The organism is Peribacillus sp. YIM B13481 (genome assembly GCF_042787985.1).
Classification (GTDB): Bacteria; Bacillota; Bacilli; order Bacillales; family DSM-1321; genus Peribacillus; species Peribacillus simplex_A.
Genome location: NZ_JBHZPE010000006.1, coordinates 126,649 through 147,628 on the forward strand (window position 1 = coordinate 126,649; position 20,980 = coordinate 147,628).

At 40.1% G+C, this 20,980-nt stretch carries 16 protein-coding genes and 1 riboswitch; of the genes, 8 read left to right on the forward strand and 8 right to left on the reverse strand.

What is annotated here, in order from left to right; genetic code table 11:
- Positions 1-216: 216 nt before the first annotated feature.
- From ACFX4X_RS06485 to ACFX4X_RS06495, 3 genes are all read right to left on the reverse strand, one after another.
- Positions 217-570 carry a hypothetical protein gene (locus ACFX4X_RS06485; RefSeq protein WP_317778795.1) on the reverse strand — a complete coding sequence of 118 codons (354 nt, stop codon included), beginning with the start codon at positions 568-570 and terminating at the stop codon, positions 217-219.
- A gap of 73 nt (positions 571-643) precedes the next feature.
- A complete protein-coding gene (locus ACFX4X_RS06490) occupies positions 644-1,762 on the reverse strand; it encodes a DUF2515 family protein (RefSeq protein ID WP_377382569.1) in 1,119 nt (372 codons plus the stop codon).
- Positions 1,763-1,867: 105 nt separating this feature from the next.
- Positions 1,868-2,038, reverse strand: a complete 171-nt coding sequence (locus ACFX4X_RS06495) for a hypothetical protein (RefSeq protein WP_155727248.1) — start codon at positions 2,036-2,038, stop codon at positions 1,868-1,870.
- 506 nt (positions 2,039-2,544) lie between these two features.
- On the opposite strand from ACFX4X_RS06495, the gene ACFX4X_RS06500 reads away from it, so the two are divergent.
- From ACFX4X_RS06500 to ACFX4X_RS06510, 3 genes are all read left to right on the forward strand, one after another.
- Complete coding sequence (locus ACFX4X_RS06500; protein WP_377382570.1) at positions 2,545-4,296, forward strand: ABC transporter ATP-binding protein; 1,752 nt, start codon at positions 2,545-2,547, stop codon at positions 4,294-4,296.
- On the forward strand, positions 4,293-6,311 hold the full coding sequence (locus ACFX4X_RS06505) for an ABC transporter ATP-binding protein (RefSeq protein ID WP_377382572.1): 2,019 nt from the start codon (positions 4,293-4,295) through the stop codon (positions 6,309-6,311). Before ACFX4X_RS06500 ends, ACFX4X_RS06505 begins: the two co-directional genes overlap by 4 nt.
- A gap of 136 nt (positions 6,312-6,447) precedes the next feature.
- Positions 6,448-6,696 (forward strand): type B 50S ribosomal protein L31, encoded by a 249-nt coding sequence (locus ACFX4X_RS06510; protein WP_061461980.1) that lies wholly within the window; start codon positions 6,448-6,450, stop codon positions 6,694-6,696.
- Between the two features lie 110 nt (positions 6,697-6,806).
- On the opposite strand, the gene metC is transcribed toward ACFX4X_RS06510, so the two are convergent.
- Both metC and ACFX4X_RS06520 read right to left on the reverse strand, forming a co-directional pair.
- Positions 6,807-7,988 (reverse strand): cystathionine beta-lyase, encoded by a 1,182-nt coding sequence (gene metC / locus ACFX4X_RS06515; RefSeq protein ID WP_284471540.1) that lies wholly within the window; start codon positions 7,986-7,988, stop codon positions 6,807-6,809.
- Positions 7,985-9,097, reverse strand: coding sequence for a methionine biosynthesis PLP-dependent protein (locus ACFX4X_RS06520; protein ID WP_061461982.1), 1,113 nt, complete (start codon positions 9,095-9,097; stop codon positions 7,985-7,987). Before ACFX4X_RS06520 ends, metC begins: the two co-directional genes overlap by 4 nt.
- Positions 9,098-9,184: 87 nt before the next feature.
- Positions 9,185-9,298, reverse strand: a riboswitch (SAM riboswitch).
- 336 nt (positions 9,299-9,634) lie between these two features.
- Here ACFX4X_RS06520 and fumC point away from each other — a divergent pair.
- Together fumC and ACFX4X_RS06530 are read left to right on the forward strand one after the other, a co-directional pair.
- Positions 9,635-11,017 carry a class II fumarate hydratase gene (fumC, locus tag ACFX4X_RS06525; RefSeq protein WP_377382575.1) on the forward strand — a complete coding sequence of 461 codons (1,383 nt, stop codon included), beginning with the start codon at positions 9,635-9,637 and terminating at the stop codon, positions 11,015-11,017.
- Between the two features lie 89 nt (positions 11,018-11,106).
- Complete coding sequence (locus ACFX4X_RS06530) at positions 11,107-11,349, forward strand: hypothetical protein (RefSeq protein ID WP_089363779.1); 243 nt, start codon at positions 11,107-11,109, stop codon at positions 11,347-11,349.
- Positions 11,350-11,415: 66 nt separating this feature from the next.
- Here the strand turns inward: ACFX4X_RS06530 and ACFX4X_RS06535 are convergent, their stop codons facing one another.
- The 3 genes from ACFX4X_RS06535 to ACFX4X_RS06545 all read right to left on the reverse strand — a co-directional run bounded on the left by ACFX4X_RS06535 (position 11,416) and on the right by ACFX4X_RS06545 (position 13,733).
- Positions 11,416-12,561, reverse strand: coding sequence for an ABC transporter ATP-binding protein (locus ACFX4X_RS06535; RefSeq protein ID WP_377382577.1), 1,146 nt, complete (start codon positions 12,559-12,561; stop codon positions 11,416-11,418).
- 124 nt (positions 12,562-12,685) lie between these two features.
- A complete protein-coding gene (locus ACFX4X_RS06540) occupies positions 12,686-13,570 on the reverse strand; it encodes a PucR family transcriptional regulator (protein WP_284471538.1) in 885 nt (294 codons plus the stop codon).
- On the reverse strand, positions 13,563-13,733 hold the full coding sequence (locus tag ACFX4X_RS06545) for a hypothetical protein (RefSeq protein WP_377382579.1): 171 nt from the start codon (positions 13,731-13,733) through the stop codon (positions 13,563-13,565). The genes ACFX4X_RS06540 and ACFX4X_RS06545 overlap by 8 nt, the downstream gene beginning before the upstream one ends.
- A 341-nt stretch (positions 13,734-14,074) precedes the next feature.
- On the opposite strand from ACFX4X_RS06545, the gene ACFX4X_RS06550 reads away from it, so the two are divergent.
- From ACFX4X_RS06550 to ACFX4X_RS06560, 3 genes are all read left to right on the forward strand, one after another.
- The gene (locus ACFX4X_RS06550) at positions 14,075-14,869 is read left to right on the forward strand and encodes an MBL fold metallo-hydrolase (RefSeq protein ID WP_377382581.1); all 795 of its coding nucleotides are present in this window, start codon (positions 14,075-14,077) and stop codon (positions 14,867-14,869) included.
- Positions 14,870-15,393: 524 nt separating this feature from the next.
- Positions 15,394-18,747 carry a CDP-glycerol glycerophosphotransferase family protein gene (locus ACFX4X_RS06555; RefSeq protein WP_377382583.1) on the forward strand — a complete coding sequence of 1,118 codons (3,354 nt, stop codon included), beginning with the start codon at positions 15,394-15,396 and terminating at the stop codon, positions 18,745-18,747.
- Positions 18,732-20,813, forward strand: coding sequence for a CDP-glycerol glycerophosphotransferase family protein (locus ACFX4X_RS06560; protein ID WP_377382585.1), 2,082 nt, complete (start codon positions 18,732-18,734; stop codon positions 20,811-20,813). The genes ACFX4X_RS06555 and ACFX4X_RS06560 overlap by 16 nt, the downstream gene beginning before the upstream one ends.
- Positions 20,814-20,980 lie beyond the last annotated feature (167 nt).

Consider the following 20,980-nt stretch of genomic DNA (forward strand, 5'->3'; position numbering starts at 1 on the left):
TGCCAATGATTTGGGAGGGGTTTTAATAGATAAAGAAAGGGGGAAGAATACGGCGGCAATAATAAAAGAGTTTCGTTATCGTGTAGCTCATGTAAAGAAGGGAGCTCAAATCAAAGTACTTTGGAAGGATGGTCATGGTAAATGAACATTCAAGGACTTTTCACCCTGGAGAATCCATTCACAATGCCTTAAGTACCATGATTTTTTATTCAAGCATTAATTTGCTTCATAATTCCTAACCGGAGTTTGAGTCGCGACACTGATGATCTCTTTGAAATATCCGCATAGCTCAAGCCACTTTTCAGGGTAAATATAGATGAAACGTTCCATCGTAGCTAGAGAGTGAAGCACCAGGCAATCGATTTGACACTTTTTTCGATTCTGTAAATTGAAAAGAAGCTCATGCGGGATGGTGTAATAAGGATGGATTTGATACGGATTCAATATGACCGGGGAAATATTTTTTTCGTCTATATACTTGTCCGTCATGATCTTTTGGATTGCAAAGCTTTCGTTTGTATGTAAATCCCCGATATTGTAGTTTGGATTTAATAGTACAATGCCTCTCATTCGATTCACCCATTCTTTTTGCTAACCATTCTTGCCAAATGGAGGATAGGATATTCAAAGTAAGAGGCTTGATCTAGAAAATGGCTTTCATTCCGTTAAGGGTTTTGAGATGCTTTACATTTTCAAGCACCTTTTTGGTCAGGTCCGCTTTTTTTATAATCGGTGAACTTCTTAAATCTTCTATGAAGCTTTCATTCGTGAACCAATCAATGGAAGGGGGAGGAAAGACAATTTGATCTGCCCATGCATCATGAAGAATGGGGCTATAAACTTTATCATCTTTTGCCGCGGATGCATCAGAGGTATATATGCTTTCCCAGTAATCCTCTCTTGAACCCGTGTGTGGAACCTCTTTTGTAAATTGGCCAACACCGTGAAAAACAACCGAATCCTGAAAAAGAAGCCCGTATAAGAATTTTCCCGTTTCAATACGCTGTTTCGGATTGGCAAAGCGGTCTACGGTCAGGCCGGTCAAGGAACGGAGTCCGTCTTGTTTATTCGCGTAAGGAAAGATAACGTTCATGAAGCCTAAGTATTCCTGCAGCTGAAAATCAAGCCTTCGAAGGATTTCACCATGGCGGGTGCGTTTTATTACCCTTTCCTGAAGCATTCTTTGTTCATTAATGATAAGGGATGTTGTCAAAAGGGGTGAATGGGGTTCCTCGATGAAAGATTCCCAAATCGGGGCCATGAATCTTGAAATGCGGAATACCGGAAAATACTTCCTTATCGGAAGTTCTTTTTGTTTAGAATGTTCATATAAAAGCAGCTGGGGGAAGGCATCGGCAAATATCGCTGAATTGGCGCGCTCAAGGAACTGGAAAAATTTCTGCCGTTCCGCTCTGTCAAAGAGATGGGTCATGGATGAACTTTTCAAATCAGTCATATGGTATCCCCCATTCCTCGAAACCATATGTGCTAAAAAGGCCCAATGGACCTCTGGATTACGATTATAAAAGGCCAGATATGCTTGTGTTCTTGTAGCATTATTCCGGTTCCAGGCAGCTGCTTCGGTCCGAATGCTTTTTATAAGAGCCGATTCCATAGGTAAAAAAGCTTTAGACACATCCAAAGGCTGAAAAAGCTCTTTTTGTAAATGGGATTTTAGCGTGTCATATCTTTCAGCATCGATGATGGGTTTTGTTTTGACAGGGAGTTTGCCTAACAGCTTCTGCACATATTGCGAGAACATACAATCACCACGAATGTTTTTCGATCATTATATGCAGAGCCGTCAAGAAAGGGGCGTTGCATTTGCAACGCCCTCAAGTTGATTGTTGATGGTTTTCTTTCGTCATCAGTTATTTTTCTTCTTCTTTTCCCGGTACAATAAAATATAATAAACTATCCAGAAAAGTAAAACAGGAATGAAGGAAACCGGTCTATATTGGACCGGTACGGCAAATAAGATGAAAATGGATGATAATAAAAAGGGAACCGCTAGGAGTATATATTTTCTCCATGGCATATGCTGAACCTCCTTAGGTTACGTCATTATAAGAATAAAGGATTATCCATCAATAATCTAGAAAAGTCACAATTGACAAAAATATACACACGTAGTAATCTTTTAATATAAGTTAAATATTACCATTAATCAAGGAGAAGGAGGCGAACGTCATGACTAAATCAGTTAAGCACATAGATATCACAATTGAATATCATACGTCCGCCTGCCCTGAAACTTTGTCTTTCTAGACAAAGGATTAGAACGTGCTCATTGATCATTTTAAAGCGCAGGTTGTGAATTTTCGCGGCCTGCGCCTTTATATGTGTTCTTACACATCTAAAAAAGCTTCCGCTAATTGGCGGAGGCTTTTTGGCTTTGGGGATACAGGTGCAATAGCGGCCTTTCCATATAAGAGATAGGAGGAGTTTTAAATGAGACAAATGACATTGGGAGTCTTACTGCAGCCCGGAGATCCAGAAAGTGGTTAGTGAAGGGTAAGGTTTTAACAAAAGGGAGGGGAATTCATGTTTGCGATTTTTAAAAAGCTGTCCTGGTTCTTTAAAGAACAGTGGCAGCGCTATACCTATGCCATTTTATTTCTATGTCTAGTCAATATCCTGGAGGTTATCCCGCCAAAGCTCGTCGGAAATGCCATCGATGATATGAATAATGGCAGCATGACGCAGGAGGGTGTCATGAAATACGTTGTTTATTTGCTCATGGTACTGGGCGGAAGCTACCTATTTGGTTACTTATGGAGCTTTCTGTTATTCGGCGGCGGAAACTTGGTCGAACGAAAAATAAGGTCCGGATTTATGAGCCATTTGCTGAAAATGACGCCGACTTTTTATGAAAAAAACCGTACAGGGGATTTAATGGCCAGGGCAACCAATGATTTAAAGGCAATTTCCCTCACAGCTGGTTTCGGGATATTGACGCTCGTTGACTCGGTTCTGTTCACCATTACGGTTGTGGTCATGATGGGCGCCACCATCAGCTGGGAGTTGACGATTGCGGCGGTGCTGCCACTTCCGATCATGGCAGTGATGATGCAAATCTACGTGAAGAAAATTTACAAACGTTTTACGGATGCACAAGCAGCCTTTGGTTCTTTAAATGACAAGGTCCTTGAATCCATTTCAGGTGTCCGGGTCATCCGGGCCTATGTCCAGGAACGGGAGGATGAAAAGCGATTTGATGAAATGACAGAGGATGTTTATCGCAAAAATCTCGCGGTGGCAAGAATCGACGCCCTCTTTGATCCGACGATAAGCATTATCATCGGCATCAGTTATTTAATCGGTTTGGGCTACGGGGCTTATCTTGTTTTTCAACAGGCCATAACGCTTGGCGGACTTGTTTCGTTCAATGTTTACCTAGGCATGTTAATTTGGCCGATGATCGCGGTGGGTGAACTGATCAATGTCATGCAAAGGGGAAATGCTTCGCTTGACCGTGTTCAAGACACCCTTTCATATGAGGCGGATGTGAAGAACTCATTGGGTCTGGAGAGTATTCCGAATCCGGAAAATATCCAATTCAATTCCGTGTTTTTTACATACCCATCCTCAACAGTTGTGAATCTATCCAATATTTCCGTTCAGCTTGAGCGTGGTCAAACATTAGGGATAGTTGGGAAGACAGGAAGTGGAAAAACGACATTCGTGAAGCAATTGCTGCGGGAATATCCTTTAGGAAGAGGAGAAATTGCTTTTGCAGGCATACCGCTGGAGCAACTGGACCTTGAAGATATTCGTAATTGGATCGGCTATGTCCCACAGGACCATTTTTTATTCTCAAAGTCTGTGAGGGAAAATATCTTATTCGGTAAAATGGATGCAACGGAAGATGAACTGGCTGAAGCTATCCGGCTTGCGGATTTTGAGAAGGACTTAATGATGCTGCCCAACCGTCTTGAGACACTTGTCGGTGAGAAGGGTGTCGCTCTATCTGGAGGGCAAAAGCAGAGGATCTCGATTGCCAGGGCACTGATCAAAAATCCAGAAATCCTAATATTGGATGATTCCTTATCCGCTGTGGATGCGAAAACGGAAACGACCATCATTGAAAATATCCAAAATGAACGGGCAGGGAAAACGACCATCATCACAACCCATCGCTTATCAGCCGTTCAGCACGCGGATAGGATTATCGTGTTGGATGGCGGAGAGATCATCGAAGAGGGGACTCACGAAGATTTACTGCAGGATAATGGCTGGTATAGGGAGCAATACGAGCGGCAGCAGGTTGATGAAGGAACGGAGGTGAAGGCATGAAGGTCGTAAAGAAACTTTTTAATTATGCTGCCCTTTATAAAAAATTGATCATTGGCGCCCTGATCATGCTGGCACTTTCGGTAGCGGCCGATTTAACGGGTCCGTTCGTTGCCAAGAAAATCATTGATTCACATATACTTGGCATCGAATCCTCCTGGTATGAAACGGTTAAAGGAAAAGATGCTGTGGAGTATGAAGAAAAATGGTATAAACGGGCTGATTACTTCACTGAAGGTGAGAAGAAAGGCAGGGAAGTCCACGTTCTGCAGGTTGGAAATCAATTTGTCTTCGTAAATGAAGCTGAACCAATGGATGGACGCAGAACCTTGGAGAACCAATCGTTGATCATTAAGAAAGACGGAAAAGAGCAACGGGCGCAAGCAGTGAAGTTGACCAGTCAGGAAGTGATGCGGTTTTACCAACCGGAAATTCCGCGGATCCTTAAGCTTGTGGCTTTTTACTTTGGCCTTGTCATCATTTCTTCCATTTTTCAATATGGGCAGAGTTTTTATTTGCAGAAAGCGGCCAACCGAATCATTCAGAAGATGCGAAATGATATTTTTAAGCATATTTCCCGTTTACCGATACGTTATTTCGATAATATGCCAGCGGGAAAAGTTGTAGCAAGGGTCACTAATGATACGGAAGCGATCCGGGAATTATATGTAACCGTGCTCGCCAACTTTTTCTCGAGCACAATTAATATCTTCGGCGTTCTCATTGCTTTGTTTATTCTGGATGCACGTGTTGGTACCATTGGTCTTTTACTTATTCCGATCATCGTTATCTGGACGACTGTATACCGTAAATTCGCCTCGAAATATAATCACATCATTAGGGAACGGGTCAGCGATATTAATGGGATGATCAATGAATCCATTTCTGGAATGAGCATCATTCAGGCATTTGGACGTGAAAAGGAAACGAAGCAAACATTTGAAAATTTGAACCGGGAGCATTATTCCTATCAAAATAAAATGCTCCATTTGAATTCGTTGACGGGTGGAAACTTGATTGGTGTCATTAAGGTTTTGGCGCTAATGGCATTCGTCTGGTATTTCGGCGGGATTTCCCTTACAGCGAGTTCAGCCATTTCTTTAGGAATGATGTATGCAATTGTTGATTTGATCAGCCGACTGCTTCATCCGCTTCACGGAATCGTCAATCAGTTCGCTAACCTAGAACAGGCACTTGTTGCAGGGGAGCGGGCATTCAGTTTATTGGATGAGCAGGGATTGGCTGTCAGTGATGAAAACATATCCAGATACAAAGGAAACGTGCTATTTGAAAATGTTTCTTTTGGCTATAAGGATGAAGAATATGTGTTAAAGGACATTTCCTTCTCAGCTAAGCAAGGGGAAACGGTCGCTTTAGTAGGCCATACTGGATCAGGAAAAAGTTCAATAATGAATTTACTGTTCCGTTTTTATGATAGCAGCGAAGGGCAAATCAAAATTGATGGCAGGAATATTTTGGATATCCCCCATCAAACGCTTAGGGAGCATATGGGAATCGTCCTACAGGATCCCTATTTATTTACTGGCACCATCGCTTCCAATATCAGTCTGAATCATAAAGGCATCACAAGGGAAATGGTTGAAAAATCATTAAAAGATGTAGGAGGGGACAAAGTGCTGAAGCATCTTCCTTTAGGGCTGGATGAACCCGTGATTGAAAAAGGAGGAACGTTATCTTCTGGACAGCGGCAGCTCATCTCTTTTGCACGTGCTCTTGCATTCAATCCGGCGATTCTGATATTGGATGAAGCGACTGCAAGCATCGACACTGAAACCGAGGCAATTATCCAGGAGGGAATGGATGTGCTGAAAAAAGGGAGAACGACCTTCATCATTGCACATAGACTTTCCACGATTAAAAATGCCGACCAAATTCTTGTACTGGATAAAGGGCGGATTTCCGAGCAAGGTACACATGAAGAATTAATGGAATTAAAAGGGAAGTATTATCAAATGTATGAACTGCAGGCCGGTCCGCATAACGGGATGGCCGGTTGAAGCACAATTGAATAAGTATGGATAATCAAGATTAAACTATAAGGAGGTGCCGGTTATTGGCACCTTCAAGCAAAATGATCAATAATAGTAATCATTACGTTTAACATATACCCATATTAACAATGAGGTGATAATAGTGAAACAAGAAATTCATCCCGATTATCGACAAGTAGTATTTATGGATACCAACAGTGGTTATAAATTTTTGACAGGTTCCACGAAAACGTCCAATGAAACGATCGAGTGGGAAGATGGGCAAACGTATCCGTTATTAAAAGTGGAGATCAGTTCAGATACCCACCCTTTTTATACTGGAAAGCAGAAGTTTGCTGAAAAAGGCGGACGGGTGGACCGCTTTTTGGATAAATATAATATGAAGAAATGAAAGAGAGGCCATCGAGAAATCGTTGGCCTTTATTTATTAATAGGTTGAAAAAGAATTAAAATGATGCAAACAAGTGGGTGCCCATAATTTATGAGGCACCCATCCTTTAATCATTTTGCAGCAATTGCTTCCCCTTTTGCAATATTTACGAGGGCAGCATCGAAATCCTTGATTAAATCGTCCGGATTTTCAAGTCCGACAGAGAGGCGGAGCAAGCTGTTCGTGATGCCTCGCTTTTCCCTTTCATCAGCAGGCATGGCAGCATGGGACATTTTGGCCGGGTAGGATAAAATCGATTCGACCGCTCCAAGGCTTACGGCAAAGACAGGAAGCTCGACAGTGTTCACGAAAGAGCGGAAGACTTCTTCGCTTTCCAATTCAAATGATAGGACCGCCCCTGCACCAAGCGACTGGCCTTGCTGGATTTCGTGCTGTGGATGATCGGCCAGGCCAGGATAATAAACCTTTTTCACCAAAGGCTGCTCATTTAAGTAGGCGGCAATCTTTTCTGCCCCTTTTTGGGAGTGTTCCATTCTAACGGACAAGGTTTTCAGACCTCTCATTACAAGCCAGGCGTCCTGTACACCAAGAACCGCTCCAAAGGAGTTTTGGAGGGAACCGAGTCTTACTGCCAAATCCGGATCTTTTACTACGGCAAGTCCAGCTATCACATCACTATGGCCGGATAAAAATTTCGTTGCGCTATGAAGGACAACATCAGCGCCCAGATTCAGTGGTTTTTGTAATGCTGGGGTCAAGAATGTATTATCAACAAAACTTAAGGCACCGGCTTTTTTCGCGATATCACATACTGCTTTAATATCGGTCACTTTAAGTAATGGATTTGAAGGCGTTTCGATGTATATGGCTCTCGTATTTGGCTGAATGGCCGCTTTAATGCTTTCAAGGTCCGTCATGTCAACGAATGTATGCTCAATATTGAAACGCGTCAAAACGTTTGTGACCATCCTGAACGTACCGCCATACACATCTTCGGAAATGACGATATGGTCTCCGGCAGACAACAGCAGGAAAGCTGTTGAAATGGCTGCCATACCTGATGAAAAGGCAAAACCGTGAGTGCCTTCCTCAAGTTCGGCAATGATATCTTCCAGTGCTTCGCGAGTTGGGTTCCCGCTTCTGCTGTAATCATATTTGCCGAATTGATCGATATCGGATTGATGGAAAGTGGATGCGTGCTGAATGGGGACGCTCACACCGCCTGTTGCAGGATCGAATTTATGTTGATTATGAAGTAATTTGGTTTCAAAGCTGAAATCATGAGTGGTCATCGTAGTGCCTCCCTTTTTACATGTGCGAATGCTTGCTGTAAGTCCTGGATCAAATCTTCGCTGTCTTCAATGCCGACGGAGAAGCGCAGCAGGCGATTGCAAACCCCGTTCGCCGTTCTGACTTCAAGCGGTATATCGGCATGTGTTTGTGTAGCAGGATAGGTGATGAAGCTTTCAACCCCTCCAAGGCTTTCTGCAAACGAAATTAATGAGAGTGATTGTAAAAATGGGTTGACCGCCGCTTCATCAATGATACGGAATGAAATCATGCCGCCTCTACCTGGATACAATACATCTGTAACACAATCATGTTCCGACAAGTAATCTACAAGTATCTTGGCATTCTTTTCATGACGTTCCATCCGCAATGCCAGGGTTTTCATTCCGCGCATCAACAGCCAGGAATCAAATGGGCTCAAGACAGCTCCCATGCCATTATGATGGAAGGCAAGTGCATCACATAATTCAGCGCCGCTAGCAACGATCAGTCCAGCGAGCACATCATTATGACCACCGAGATACTTGGTTGCACTGTGGATCACAATATCTGCTCCAAGCAGGATGGGTTGTTGAATAAGAGGCGTGTAAAAAGTGTTATCAACGATTAACAATAAATTAAATCGTTTGGCCAATGCTGCAACGGCGCTAATGTCTGTTTGCTGCATAAGAGGGTTAGTGGGAGTTTCGATGAAGATGGCTTTCGTGTGAGGAGTGATGGCTTTTTCAATATCCTCCAAACAACAAGTGTTTACATAGTCGCACTTCAATCCCCATTTCTTAAACCCTTGTTCCAACAGACGATATGTACCGCCATAAAGATCTTCGCTGACAATCCATGCATCATCTGATTTAAATAAGGCCAGTATAGTAGAAATGGCTGCCATTCCTGAACTGCAGGCATACCCTTGGTCGCCTTTTTCCAGATCGGCGATGGATCGTTCCAATAGTTGGCGTGTAGGATTACCTGTCCTTGTATAATCAAATCCAGTCGATTGGCCGATTCCTTCATGGCGAAAAGCTGTTGAAAAGTATACTGGCGGATTGACTGTTCCTGTCGCCGTTTCACTGCGATTTCCTAATTGAGCAAGATATGTTTCAGTTTTGTACATAGTTTTCACTGCTCCTTTTTAGTTAAATAAAATAAAAAAAAGTCTTCTTTAAGAAGAAGACTTTGATTAAATAGGGACGAGTCATTCTTCTTATCTTCCAAGTTCACAAACTTGTGGAATTAGCACCTTTTCATTGGTTTGAAACAAATGAAGGTTGCTGAGGTGTCATCGGGCCATTCCCTCTACCTCTCTCGATAAGAGTTTAGATTATTCAATTTCTTTTGAATTTACTATATATATAAAATACTGTCAAGAACATTTTGGATGATAATGCTTTGATTTTCATGAATAGGGCAATTGGAGACTAGCGGTGCCAACACTTTATGTGTCTAAAAAGAATATCCAAAATTTTCATGGGTCCAGGGATAAACACGATATTAAATGGATTTTAAAGAAAAAGGGGGAGGCATGGCCGGTTATTTTTGCATTAAAAAAATAAAGTTTGTACAATGTATAGAGAGAAAGAATAATATGACATTATTCATTTCATATACATATGGTCTTCGATGAATAGTGCAAACAATAGGAGGAGAACACATGGAATACAGAATCGAACGAGATACGATGGGTGAAGTGAAAGTTCCTGCCGATAAATATTGGGGTGCACAAACGGAGAGAAGCCGTAACAATTTCAAAATCGGTAACGAAAAAATGCCGATTGAATTAGTTCGTGCATTTGCATACGTTAAACAAGCTGCGGCAAAGGTGAACTATGATCTTGGTGATCTTTCGGAGGTTAAAAAGAATGCCATCGTTAAGATTTGCGACGAAATCCTTGAAGGTACGCTTGATGAACATTTCCCACTTGTAGTTTGGCAAACGGGAAGCGGTACGCAAAGTAATATGAACGTGAATGAAGTGGTCGCTAACAAAGGGAATGAATGGTTAAAAGAAAATGGTGAATCCGAAACCCTTCACCCGAATGATGATGTTAACAAGGCACAAAGCTCCAATGATACTTTCCCGACCGCCATGCATATTGCAGCCTTTATGGAAGTCGCTGAAAAATTGGTTCCTGCCATCAAAGCACTTCGTGATACTTTCGATTCAAAAGAAAAAGAATTTTGGGATGTCGTGAAAATTGGCCGGACACATCTTCAAGATGCAACACCACTGACTTTGGGACAAGAAATTTCCGGTTGGAAAGCGATGCTCGATAAAGATCTCGCGATGATTCAGGAAAGCAGCCAAAAATTATTGAACCTGGCCCTAGGCGGAACGGCTGTAGGAACGGGAATCAATACAAAAAAAGAATTCCCAGGACTTTCCGCCAAACAAATTGCAGCAGATACAGGACATCCCTTCGTCACTTCGGATAATAAGTTCCATGCATTGACAAGCCATAACGAAATCGTCTACGCACACGGTGCGTTGAAAGCATTGGCAGCGGATTTAATGAAAATTGCGAACGATGTCAGATGGCTGGCAAGTGGCCCTAGAAGCGGAATCGGCGAAATTGCCATTCCTGAAAACGAGCCAGGCAGCTCCATCATGCCAGGTAAAGTCAATCCTACACAAAGTGAAGCGCTTACCATGATTGCGACACAAATTGTGGGTAACGATGCTACGATTGGCTTTGCAGCAAGCCAAGGTAACTTTGAACTGAATGTATTCAAACCAGTCATCATCTTTAACTTCCTGCAAACGGTGAAATTATTGACGGAAGGCATTCACTCTTTCAACATTAATTGTGCAGTTGGCATCACTGCAAATGAAGATAAAATCAAAGAAAATGTAGACCGTTCACTTATGTTGGTAACAGCATTGAACCCGCATATTGGTTATGAAAAAGCAGCCAAGATCGCCAAAACTGCATTCAAGGACAACTCTACGTTAAAAGAAGCGGCGTTGAAATTAGAATTCCTGACGGAAGCTGAATTCAAAGCATGGGTAGATCCTGCTGACATGGTTAATAAATAATTGCATAGGAGTACCCTCCCGTTGGTTTTAGGGAGGGTGTTCCCATATGTTAAAATAATGGAAAAGTATCGGGGACAGGAGGAAAAACAATGTCTTTATGCCCGCTTTGCAACGGTCTAAGAAAAATTCATGTAAATTGCCCGGAGTGCAGCAGTGATCTTGATGATAAAGGGAAATTCATGGATTACGCTGATGATTACAGTGCTTATATGGATATCGACACACTTAAAGAAAACGACGGATACCCTCAATCCCTTCAAAAAGGCCAATGCCCGCATCTCATGAAATGCTCTGAATGCGGACATGATGAAGTGGTTTTGGTCCAGGAATAGGATTTGCCCCTTAGATATTATTTGAATAAACGAAAAAGACCCATTCATGAACGGGTCTTTTTGCGTTTAATTAGCAGATAACTTCATGCTTTCCTGCATCTGTTCATCTTCTTCAACTAAAATGCGATGTTCGGTCCCTTTATCGAAAAAGTGGGCTTTATTCATGTCAAGGGCAAGTTTGATTTTCTCGCCTGCCTGGATAATATTCTTGGCATCGACCCGTGCGACGAAGTCCTGGCCCTCTAATGTGGAGTAAAGCATGATCTCCGCGCCCATGAGCTCGGCTACATCAATTTGGGTTGTGAATGTTGTGTTTGGGGACTCCGTGAAGTAAACTCCTTCATTATGGAAATCCTCCGGACGGATGCCAAGGATTATATCTTTTCCGACATATCCTTGATCACGCAGCATTTTCATCTTCAATTCTGGTATTTCTAGCGTTTGTGCACCAATTTTAATCGTGCCTTCTTTTAATGTTCCGGTGAAGAAGTTCATGGCAGGCGATCCGATAAAACCGCCGACGAAAACGTTAATGGGTTTCTCGTAAACGTCCTTTGGTGCACCGACCTGTTGGATGACACCATCTTTCATTACGACAAGGCGTGTCGCCATTGTCATTGCCTCTGTTTGGTCATGTGTGACATATATTGTCGTGGTGTCCAGCCGTTTATGTAGTTTAGCGATTTCCGCCCGCATTTGAACCCGCAGCTTTGCGTCGAGATTGGATAGTGGCTCATCCATCAAAAAAACCTTTGCGTCCCTTACAATTGCACGGCCAAGTGCCACACGCTGGCGCTGACCACCGGAAAGGGCTTTAGGTTTCCTGTTTAGCAGCTCTTCAAGTCCGAGGATCCTTGCAGCATCATTGACCCTTTGCTTGATTTCCGCTTTTGGTGTTTTCCTGAGCTTCAATCCAAATGCCATATTGTCATAGACGGACATATGGGGATATAAGGCGTAGTTCTGGAAAACCATCGCAATATCACGATCTTTCGGAGGGACATCATTGACTCGCTTGCCGTCTATATATAAATCCCCTTGGGAAATGTCTTCCAGTCCGGCAATCATCCTTAATGTCGTCGATTTACCGCAACCTGAAGGTCCCACAAAAACTATGAATTCCTTATCGGCAACTCGAAGGTTGAAGTCTTTAACAGCGGTTACCTTTTTATCATAAATCTTGAATATATGATCTAATATTAACTCTGCCATGAAAAATCCCCCTTTTAAACTCCTGATTACTTGTACTAATTAACTATAGTCTAAGCTATCAGTTTAGAAAAAAGTATGGGCACATTGCACAAAAATGGATGATGATCCCTGTTTTTGATGAAAATTAATCATTCATTAATATAATCAAGTACGCAGTCAAGGCGTGACGAAAGTTTCTAATATCGAGACCAGTTCTTTCAGTGAATTTATCTATCCGGTATTGTAAGCTGTTCCGATGTATATAAAGCTGTTTGGCGGCATAGGTAGCATTGGAGTTACATTCGATATACGTTTTAATCGTTTTGATAAGTTCAGTATCCTGTTTGGTCTTGCCGAGAATCTCATTGATATACCACTTTGAATTCGTAACGGATAGGTCATTTATTAAAGAATGGGGGATGATGTCTGCCAAATCAGCCACCTTTAGATCCGGCAGATGTACCTGTGCCAAATCAAAACATTTTTTCTCCTGATTCCTATGATGATGCAGGTCTTGATTTACTGGGTGAAAGCGCCCGGTGAACATTCGGGTCTTTACATAAAAGTCACTTTCAAGCGTGGAAGAAATGGCGATTAGTTCTTTATTTGATAAAGATTCATCCTTGACCGTTTCAATTAAGATTCCTGCCGTTTCATTTTCCCAGACAATGGCTGCGTCAGATGGAACGAAAGCGAGGAAGGCGTCTTCAAAATCGGAGTGGGAATAATCAGCATGAGTAAGCTTGAAATGAATGAATCGAACATTCTCCCAGCTTGTTAAAGGCAATGGTGCATTCGGTTCGGATAAAAAAGTTTTCCATGATGTGCCTGGAAACGTATTGAGGTTATTTTGGTTTATGGAAGGAACAAAAAGCAGTTCCAATAAACGGATTTCTTCAGCTGTGATTTCTGAACGGGGAATGCCAAGTATACTTCTTGAGTCTTCGAACCAAACATAGTCAGTAAAATCATTAGTATCCTTTTTATTGGTAAGAGCGTTCGGGAATTTTTGTTTGAGATTTTCAAGCATCGTTTCCACCTTCTTTCTCCCTTTCCATATCATTATAGCGAAAAAGAATAAAGTTCAAAAGAATAGGATAGGATATTGCCAGTTTTTCCGAGAAGGGAAAGTGCATTCCTTCTAGGTAAAGACGCGTAATAAATATTTTCTGTTCGGCAGAAAATTTAGCCATAGAAAAACACCCCGTAAATGTTAGTTTGGTGTCTAACATTTACGGGGCAGTTCAAGTTTGCCTACAGTTTTTTTATGGCTTGTAATTTGAACGTTGATTGGAACAAAAGGCACTTGCTTTCCGCGGGTGGTCCGCCCTCGGCTTGCGCCTGCTTTTTGTTCCGTGCTTATCGTTAAAAACCATTCCTCTAAAAATGGGCTAAATGACAATTATCAAGCCTTTCCATCCAGGTTAATTATTCCATTATTTTCTTGTCAAAAGGGTAAAGAGATAATACATTTATTATAATAATGTGAAAAAGGAAGATGAAACTATTTTTTCCAATAATGGGGAGTAAATTCATGATAGAGATAAAGACAGTAAATGATGTGGTTTGTGTGCACGGGACTCCTAGCGGCAAGTCGGGGATGAGTGTTTATGTTTTTTTAACGGATGGTCTATTGATAGATACAGGTGCACAGATATTATTGGAAGGGCTTGTTCCATTCTATGAGTCCGCAGACTTCGATTTAGTGGCGCTGACACACTATCATGAGGACCATACGGGGGGCGCAGCCTGGATAATGGAACATAAAAAGGTTCCGATATTCATTCATCCGATGTCGGTCGATGCTTGTGCGAAGGATGCTGAATATCCTGAGTATCGCAAAATATTTTGGGGGAAGAGAGACGCCTTTAAGGCTGAGCCGCTAGGGAAGGCCATTCATTCCCGCACCCAAAAGTGGGAGCCGATTTTTACCCCTGGTCATGCGAAGGACCATATGGTGTATTTGAATCACAGTAATGGCATGCTCTTTTCCGGAGATCTTTTCGTAACACCAAAAACAAAGCTTGTCTTACGGGAAGAGTCTGTCCCGATCATCATCGATTCTATAAAAAGATTACTCCAATATGATTTTGGAGAAGTGTATTGCTGTCATGCCGGGCATGTTCCGGATGGAAAGGAAATGTTCCGAAAAAAACTAGATTATTTGGAAAACCTCCGTGGTGAAATTTTGCGTTTACATCATCAAGGACTGACCGTTCATGAGATCCAGCAACCCGTTTTACCGAATCGATATCCCCTTATCGAGATATCTGAGCATGAATGGGATTCGGAGCATATCATTACATCAATACTAAAGGAAATATTTTGAGTGCAAGGGAGAATGAATGAAATAAGGGGGATTTTCGATTGAAGGCAAGGGGTTATCGCTTCTTGCCGTTTTCATGGAAGAGTGTAGGAGTTAAATCTTGGGTCTTTATAATTTTCTAAAAAAGACTTAATACGCAAACGGAAATTGCGTGACCATAGGTAGATTCAGGGGATAGACAGTATGGAAAGAAAAAGGATCCGAACTCCGTGAGAATACGAGAGTAATGCATAGGATGTAAAAGCTAATCGGGTGAATAGAAATGAATTTCTAAAATAAGCAAAATTTAAACGCGTTTGCCTCGGGCCGCTTTGTTGATGTTCACGTGATTTGGTATAATCATATGTTTAAAAGTATGCAATTCACAATATGATAAAAAGAGGCATATTGTTTAAATTCATGAAATTATTTGAATATTTATTTAAACGAGGGATTGTCAGTTTCATTAAAAATGGGCTGCTTTTTATAGTATGATAGTCATAGAGTATGAACAAGCTACATTACATTGAAAAAAAGGTGATCAACTAGTGGAAACAATTCATGCAACCAGTTTTAACTTAATAGGCTCAAAGATTGAAATAATCATAAATGAAAATATAGAATCAGCCGATATAATATTGCAAGATAATGAAACGAAAGAAGAACATATTTACGATAAAGTAATTTGTAAAAGTTTGAATGAGGAAACCTGTTTGACCATTTCACTTGATAATATGAACTGGCCAGATGTACATAGGACAACTTATACAATTTTGCTTAAAATGAACCAAGAGTTGTTCAGACTGGTCAAACCTACTATAAAAAGAATGAAGAATCGATTGTTCGCCCGTTCTTATTATCAAATTTCACAAAACGAGACTGCAATCATCTTTCTGAACAAAAAAAACACCCTAAGTATAATGTATGGCAATTCAGCTAGCATATTTCGTGCATCCTGTAAAGTGGTTTCGGATAATTTATACATCTCCGCTATGGAAGTGGAGGGGGAAAAGGCAAGGTTTTTCCATGAAGAAGGAGAGTTAGGTAAGCTATTTCTGACTATATATGATCCTGCAACCGAGTGCACCTCAGCAATTGGAGCCGTGCAGGGTGAAAGGAATACAATAGAAGTGGATTTATCAAAACTTGCTGAAATTCCTTCCTCTGCCAACTTGTATGTTGAAGCGAAAATCGGCAAGGTTTTAAAGTCATACAAACTTCAGTTCAATTCCAACCTTGTTCACAGACATAGTGAGCTTTCCTTTTACGAAATGGATCCGTTGGCTAATTCATTGGAAAGCATTAAAACACGATATTTTGATGAACTTGAAATAAAGGGTGACCATCTTCTCGTTCGATTGATGGAGCCTTCCTGTCAGCCCACTTCCGTTGTTTTTGAAAAAAGCACATCAGCAGAATGGGTTCAAACGCATGAATTCAGACAGGATGGACAACTTTTAATAATCGATTTGAAAAAAATCTTTAATGATATCTTTTTTAAAAATGGTCAAAAGTGGAAGGTTTATGTTAAAGAGGTCATTGCCGGGGATGTACAGTTAAGTAAATTAAAACCCATATCAACATTTGCATTTCCTCAATTGGAGCAGCTACCTCTTGAACTGGTGAAAACTCACGCCATGGCTTATATCTCGCCTAAAGCTGAGTTGGGAATTCTATTGGGTGAAAGTGAAGACGTCAATAAAGCTCGTTTCTATATTACGAAGAATAGACTGCCAATACATGACTTAAGCTTCCATGAATATGAATTATCTTTTTCCATGGAAGATATCCAAGATGCCGAGGTTAATTCCGCGTACGTAGTTATTAAAAATAGAAAAAGCGGAGAAATGCATCGAGTGCCATCGATTCTAAAAATAAACTCCCGACAAATTGAAGTCCATTCGAATTTGGAGCCATTTATTAGAAGTGGGATAATTCCATCAAGGTGGGATGTTTTCATTGAGATAACGTATGCGAATGTAATGGAATTGAATCGGGTTGGTTTTTACGACCAAAAGAAACTTCCTATGGAAGAAAGATATTTACCTTCGATTCAGGCAGATGAAGAGAATGTTTTTACACCTTATTTAACAGCCCGGAATGAACTCTCCTTTGTTATTGGTACAGAGTTTGCACTTCGGCATGAAAAATTAAAGTCAAAAATTCTGATTAAGAATGTTGTTCTAAAAAAATCGATACTTGAAATCGAAATAATACTCTCTTTGCCAGACGCTCAAAGTTATCAAGTAAAGGGAATGTTACTTAAGCATCGTAACAATGAGGCATTTACGCGACTTCCCGTGACTTTAAAGAAGAAGAGCATATTATCTGAAGTCAATTTGGACGAGCACGAATTTGAACAGTTTTATTGGGATTTTTATGTATTGGTTGACGTAGAAGGTGAGGATTACGAATTAAAACTTAAACGTCCAACAGAAAATGTCCGTAAAAAATTGAATAGGACTATTAATGATTATTCATATTCAAAAGAGGACGACCATGTTGTATATCCTTACATTACAAGAAGTAACTCTCTTGCGTTAACATACAGAATGAAAAGCGTTTATGAAGCACCAATTTTCAAGTGGAAAGAAAAAATATCCTACTTCGTTTATAAGATGCTTAATAGGTATTATGATCATAAAAATATTTGGCTTGTTTACGAGAAGTTGTCAGAAACCGCACAGGATAATGGCTATCACTTTTTTAAATATTGCTATAATGAACAACCGGAGAGAAATGTCTATTATATTATAAAAAAAGATTCTCCTGATATGGCTAACCTTAAAGGGTTTGAGGATCGTGTAATCCACTTTATGAGCTTTAAACACTTGATCTATTTATTTGCCTCTAAACTGCTCATCGCATCAGAAACCAAGGGACATTCTTATGTTTGGCGTGTACAAAAGGGTAAAGTGATTGAGTATTTAAGAAGGAAGAGAATTGTCTTTTTACAACATGGAGTGCTGGGTTTAAAGAAAATCGATAGTACGCTAAATAAGGGTTCATCAGAGGAAGTGGATTTGTTCGTTACCTCTTCAGATTTTGAAAAAGAAATCGTGAAAAATTATTTTGGATATAACGAGAAGGATATCATCGTTACCGGTTTAAGTCGATGGGATGACGTAAACAAAGAAGAAACTCCAATAAAACGACAAATTTTCTTAATGCCTACATGGAGGAATTGGCTTAATGAAGTGTCTAATGATGCATTCATTGAATCGAATTACTTTAAAAGTTATATCGGTTTATTGAATTCGGAGAAATTGATGGACTTGCTCCGGATACACCAGGTGGAATTGAAGTTTTATGTCCATCCTAAATTTCAGCCTTTTATTGATCAATTCCATACAACTTGTGATCAGATCGAGATAATCAAGTTTGGTGATGTTAATATCAGCAAGTTGATCCGTGAATCGGCACTCTTGATCACTGACTACTCAAGTGTTGCTTGGGATATGTACTATCTTGAAAAACCGACTATCTTTTATCAGTTCGATCTCGATGAATATACGGAATTACAAGGAAGCTACATGGATATGAATAAAGAATTATTCGGGGATCAAGCACTGAATACGGATGATTTGTTAACTTCCATTGAAAATAGCATACGTAACAACTTTGAAGAACAAGAAATCTTTAAAGAGAAAAGAAGTCAATACTTCGCTAATATCGACAATCAAAACAGTGAACGTATTTATAATAATATTTTAAAGAATGAAAAAAGATTAAAGCCAAGAAAAGTTTCTTTTTATAAAAAACTCACAAAGGTGACATTGCTGAGAAAGATGTGGCGCTTTGCAAAACGCAAAAAAATAACTAGGAAGCTGGCTTTTTCATTAAGAGATCATTTAATGAATCTGAATGAAAGGGGGGTTCGCGGCCTATGGGACAGAAGATAATCACGGTGGATCATCTAGTATGTAAAGATGAAAAAATCTCCTTTCATTTCAAGAATCCCCATCCAGTGAAAATCATTGGCATTGAAGAAAGCATGAAAATAAGATGGACATTCGATACGGATATAATCGATTCAAAAATGGTAATCGACCTTAAAAGCTTTAACGCAGAATATTATCAAGCGGCATCACGCTGGAAATTGTATGTGGAAGAAAATGGGGAATTGCATCGAATACAAATTAGCGGGGGAAAGAATGAGTATTTCCATTCAATCCCCTCTATTGGCGTTCAAGTGATAACCCCCTACATCACCAGAAATGGTGGTTTAAGCATCGTGATTAAACAACCGATCCACCTGTCGGATGAGGTTCTTTCAGCAAAAATGTCGCTGATGTCTTTAAATTTTAAAGGTAACTTCCTGACTGGTACCGTACGCCTTGAAATGAAAAGGGAATATGAAATGGTCGGACTAGTCTTAAAGCCGAGGGATATATCCGAGGACAAGCAGTATTTGTTCCAGGTGAAAGGGAAAGATAAGCTTTCTTTTGAAATCGATGTTGATACAATGGAATTGCGCCCGTTTTATTATGATTTTTATTTGTTAGTCAGGGTTGATGGGAATGATCATTATATTCGATTTAAGAATCCTACGTGGTCGGCATCAAGAAAGTTGAATAAAAGACTTTTTGGAATGTCCTATACTTTTGATAACGGTTTTTGGATTTATCCATATATCACGGCATCAGGTACATTGGCATTAACTTATAAGGAAAAAACAGAATACGAATCCAATATGTACTTTTTTAAAGAAATTCTTGCTTCTTGGGTTTTTAATATTCTTCGTCCTTATTATATGAAAAAAAATATTTGGTTGATTTACGAGAAAACGGCTGATAGGGCCCAAGATAACGGTTATTATTTCTTTAAATATATTTATGAAAATCATAAGCATCAACAAGCTTATTATATTATAAAGCCTGATTCAGAAGATTATCCGAAATTGGAAGGCATGAGAAATAGAGTTGTTGAATTCATGAGCTTTAAATATATGGTTTACATGTTTTCTGCTCAGCTGCTAGTGTCTTCTGAAACAAAAGGGCATGCGTACGACATACGCATTCAAAAGGGCCGCATTAGAAAAGCGATGAATTATAAGCCGCTTGTCTTTTTACAACATGGTGTTATTGGTTTGAAGAAACTTAATAGCATCTTTAAAAAATCAAGCATTAATGCACCAAGTCTTTTTGTCGTTTCTTCACCTGCTGAAGGAAAAATCATCCAGAACCATTTCGGCTATAGTAAAAAGGAACTTATTGTAAGTGGCCTGCCGCGATGGGATGTCATAGAAAATAAGTCTAAGGGAAAAAGTATCTTATTAATGCCGACATGGCGTGTTTGGCTTGAAAACTTGCCTTTTGAGGAAGTGGAAAAAAGTGAGTATGTTCAAGTGTTCAGGACGTTTTTACAATCTAAAGAATTGAGCCAGCTATTGGAGCAACATGATTTGACGCTGTATTTTTATTTGCATCCTAAATTCGAAGACTTTATTGACCATTTTTCAAATAATAATCATAGGATCATCATTTCTAATGAACAGGACTTAAATTCCTTATTAATGCAAACTTCCATGTTGATTACGGACTACTCAAGTGTTGCGTGGGATATGTTTTATCAGAAAAAGCCTGTCATTTTCTACCAATTCGATCTAGAAACATACAATAAGTATCAAGGCAGTTATATGGATTTAGATCATGAGTTATTTGGTGATCAAGTTTTCACTACAGAAAAGTTGATATCGACCATTAAAGATTATACAGAAACCGGTTTTGAAGAAAAAGAAGGCTTTGGTCTTTTAAGAGAAATGTATCTTCCCTACATTGATCATTCCAATAGCCAACGAGTTTATAATGGAATTCAAGAGAAACAAGGGATGTTGAAAAAGATTAAACGCAAGCAGTCGATTTCAAGGCTTTTGAGTAATCCTGGGGTACGTTTCCTTTGGAGTAAACTTAATAATGTGAAACCCATAAAGAGAGTGGGAGAACGAATTCGGTTGAAAACTAAATAAGTACATTTACATTTGAAAAATGGTGAATACATTTATATTTTGCTATGTTTCGTATGCACTCAAACAACTTCCGTGAGGAAGTTGTTTCAAACTGTAGACAAACTCGATGAAAATCGAGTTTGTCTATTTTTTATGAGTTGTACAATTTGGCCGTTGATTGGAACGTA